The organism is Alkaliphilus flagellatus, from assembly GCF_018919215.1.
Classification (GTDB): domain Bacteria; phylum Bacillota; class Clostridia; order Peptostreptococcales; family Natronincolaceae; genus Alkaliphilus_B; species Alkaliphilus_B flagellatus.
The window spans coordinates 1-1,808 of the sequence record NZ_JAHLQK010000015.1 but is presented as its reverse complement, the minus strand read 5'-3'; the positions used below and the strand labels follow the sequence as shown (position 1 = coordinate 1,808).

Here is a 1,808-nt window from a genome sequence, read left to right as displayed (position 1 = left end):
TAGCGCAGTTTGGTAGCGCACATGGTTTGGGACCATGGGGCCGGGGGTTCGAATCCCTCCACCCGGACCAGTTATATAAAATGCTAAAAAAATGAGGGCCTTTAGCTCAGTTGGTCAGAGCATCCGGCTCATAACCGGCAGGTCCGGGGTTCGAGTCCCTGAAGGCCCACCATTTTAAAAATAATTTAGAGTAATGTGTAAATATAGGGGTGTAGTTCAGTTGGTAGAACAGTGGTCTCCAAAACCACGTGTCGTGGGTTCAAGTCCTGCCACCCCTGCCAGTTTCCGGGTGTAGCGCAGTTTGGTAGCGCACATGGTTTGGGACCATGGGGCCGGGGGTTCGAATCCCTCCACCCGGACCAATTGTGGGCTCATAGCTCAGGTGGTTAGAGCGCACGCCTGATAAGCGTGAGGTCGGTGGTTCGAGTCCACTTGAGCCCACCATTTAATTGTACAAGCCCAGATAGCTCAGTCGGTAGAGCAGGGGACTGAAAATCCCCGTGTCGGTGGTTCGATTCCGCCTCTGGGCACCATAATGGCGGCATAGCTTAGTTGGCTAGAGCGTTCGGTTCATACCCGAAAGGTCACAGGTTCGACTCCTGTTGCCGCTACCATGTTTAATCTTATCTATAAGGGCGCATAGCTCAGCTGGGAGAGCACCTGCCTTACAAGCAGGGGGTCACAGGTTCAAGTCCTGTTGCGCCCACCAAAATTGGCCTGGTAGTTCAGATGGTTAGAATGCCAGCCTGTCACGCTGGAGGTCGAGGGTTCGAGTCCCTTCCAGGTCGCCAATTTTAATATTTAATTTTTAATTAAAGCATGCTGGTGTAGCTCAGTTGGCCAGAGCAGCTGATTTGTAATCAGCAGGTCGCGGGTTCGAATCCCATCACCAGCTCCATTATTTGTACGGAGGGGTTCCCGAGCGGCCAAAGGGGGCAGACTGTAAATCTGTTGTCAGCGACTTCGAAGGTTCGAATCCTTCTCCCTCCACCATTAATTTAATATGCGGGTGTGGCGGAATTGGCAGACGCACTAGACTTAGGATCTAGCGGGCAACCGTGGGGGTTCGACTCCCTTCACCCGCACCATTTATTGAATTTAAGCATGCGGAAGTGGCTCAGTGGTAGAGCATCGCCTTGCCAAGGCGAGGGTCGCGGGTTCGAGTCCCGTCTTCCGCTCCAATTTATTTATGGGCTCATAGCTCAGGTGGTTAGAGCGCACGCCTGATAAGCGTGAGGTCGGTGGTTCGAGTCCACTTGAGCCCACCATTTAATTGTACAAGCCCAGATAGCTCAGTCGGTAGAGCAGGGGACTGAAAATCCCCGTGTCGGTGGTTCGATTCCGCCTCTGGGCACCAATGAAGAGATTGAATGATACAAGTCTCTTTTTTTATTTTCACTAAAATTATAATTATGTTTTTATTTAATATCGTATATCTACATTCAAAGGTTATCATAGTAAAAAGCAGTTATATAGTTGAAATTTAAAAGTCTAAAAATAAATTAAAAAAGTGTTGACATAATGTTTCAGATGTGATATATTAAATAAGTCGCCGCAATAAGGCGATGGGGCATAAGCCCTTGAAGAGGTCTTTGAAAACTAAACAGTATAGATTAAGCCAGCAAAAGTAGATTACCAAAATCTTTGATTTTATGTAAGATACTTTCTCAGCGAAAAGCTGAGTTTCCATTAAATATTAATTTATTTAAATGGAACCCAAAAATTCGAGCATTTTTATTTAAGAGTTTGATCCTGGCTCAGGATGAACGCTGGCGGCGTGCCTAACACATGCAAGTCGAGCGGAGTTA

Annotated in this window: 14 tRNA genes and 1 rRNA gene; all 15 read left to right on the top strand. The window is 47.5% G+C overall.

Annotation, left to right across the window (positions count from 1 at the left end):
- Nucleotides 1-95: 95 nt before the first annotated feature.
- Nucleotides 96-172, top strand: a tRNA-Ile gene (locus KQI88_RS17790).
- A gap of 33 nt (nucleotides 173-205) precedes the next feature.
- A tRNA-Trp gene (locus KQI88_RS17785) sits at nucleotides 206-281 on the top strand.
- A 4-nt stretch (nucleotides 282-285) separates the two neighbouring features.
- Nucleotides 286-362 (top strand) — tRNA-Pro (locus KQI88_RS17780).
- Nucleotides 363-367: 5 nt separating this feature from the next.
- Nucleotides 368-444: transfer RNA gene (locus KQI88_RS17775), tRNA-Ile, on the top strand.
- A 13-nt stretch (nucleotides 445-457) separates the two neighbouring features.
- Nucleotides 458-533: transfer RNA gene (locus KQI88_RS17770), tRNA-Phe, on the top strand.
- Nucleotides 534-537: 4 nt separating this feature from the next.
- Nucleotides 538-614 (top strand) — tRNA-Met (locus KQI88_RS17765).
- Between the two features lie 19 nt (nucleotides 615-633).
- Nucleotides 634-709, top strand: a tRNA-Val gene (locus tag KQI88_RS17760).
- A 5-nt stretch (nucleotides 710-714) separates the two neighbouring features.
- Nucleotides 715-791, top strand: a tRNA-Asp gene (locus KQI88_RS17755).
- 30 nt (nucleotides 792-821) lie between these two features.
- Nucleotides 822-898, top strand: a tRNA-Thr gene (locus KQI88_RS17750).
- A gap of 10 nt (nucleotides 899-908) precedes the next feature.
- A tRNA-Tyr gene (locus KQI88_RS17745) sits at nucleotides 909-993 on the top strand.
- 12 nt (nucleotides 994-1,005) lie between these two features.
- Nucleotides 1,006-1,088 (top strand) — tRNA-Leu (locus KQI88_RS17740).
- An 18-nt stretch (nucleotides 1,089-1,106) separates the two neighbouring features.
- A tRNA-Gly gene (locus KQI88_RS17735) sits at nucleotides 1,107-1,181 on the top strand.
- Between the two features lie 10 nt (nucleotides 1,182-1,191).
- Nucleotides 1,192-1,268, top strand: a tRNA-Ile gene (locus tag KQI88_RS17730).
- Between the two features lie 13 nt (nucleotides 1,269-1,281).
- Nucleotides 1,282-1,357: transfer RNA gene (locus KQI88_RS17725), tRNA-Phe, on the top strand.
- 377 nt (nucleotides 1,358-1,734) lie between these two features.
- Nucleotides 1,735-1,808 (top strand): 16S ribosomal RNA (locus tag KQI88_RS17720); the annotation flags it as partial.